Source organism: Micromonospora sp. R311 (assembly GCF_056780015.1).
Map to the genome: position 1 here is coordinate 1 of NZ_JBSWCE010000121.1, position 634 is coordinate 634.

At 66.7% G+C, this 634-nt stretch carries 1 protein-coding gene; it reads right to left on the minus strand.

All coding sequences use genetic code 11. The features are described from left to right. Positions 1-57: 57 nt before the first annotated feature. Positions 58-564, minus strand: coding sequence for a hypothetical protein (locus tag AC1WTP_RS34460; protein WP_481653384.1), 507 nt, complete (start codon positions 562-564; stop codon positions 58-60). Between the last annotated feature and the right edge of the window lie 70 nt (positions 565-634).

Below are 634 nucleotides of genomic sequence, written 5' to 3' on the forward strand. Positions count from 1 at the left end.
GCGGCATTTGCGGATGCCGTGAAACGCTGCGCCTCAGCCTCCGGAATCAGCGCGCTGTTAGCGAAAATGCCGCTCGCCGGCCAGGACAGCGTCCAGCCATCTCTCATACCACGACAGGAAGTCCTGATCCCCAGTGAAGACCGGACCTTCTTTGCTCTCGCAGTTATCGATGACCCGTCCACGCGTCGGTCCCCTGACGACAAGAAGCGATAGGTAGCCGCAGCCCTGGTCGCTGAGCGCCAACGTTCCGCAGTACGGCTCGTCCTCATCGCCTGGCGCCACCTCGGCCAGCCAATCCTCGTACACCCGCCCCGGCTCGGCGGGAAACGGCCTGGCCAACGTGGTGGTGTCCGGCATGCCCCACAGACCCATGTCCCAGTCCTCTAGCGAGTGCAGGCCGTAGAAGGGGCCGGCGCCACCGAACCGGCCGGGTCCGCCGTGCCCGACCATGGTGATGAACCCTCGATAGTCAGCCGGCAGCCCCACGCCGTGCCGCTCCTCAAAGGCAACGACGCCGTCCTCCGGCAACGGCGGCCCGATTCGGAAACGGTGGGCGGGTTGCACCGAACATCACCGGATCCCCGGGCATCGACGCGGCAGCCTCCAACTTCGCCGCCACACGCGTCAGTCGAGC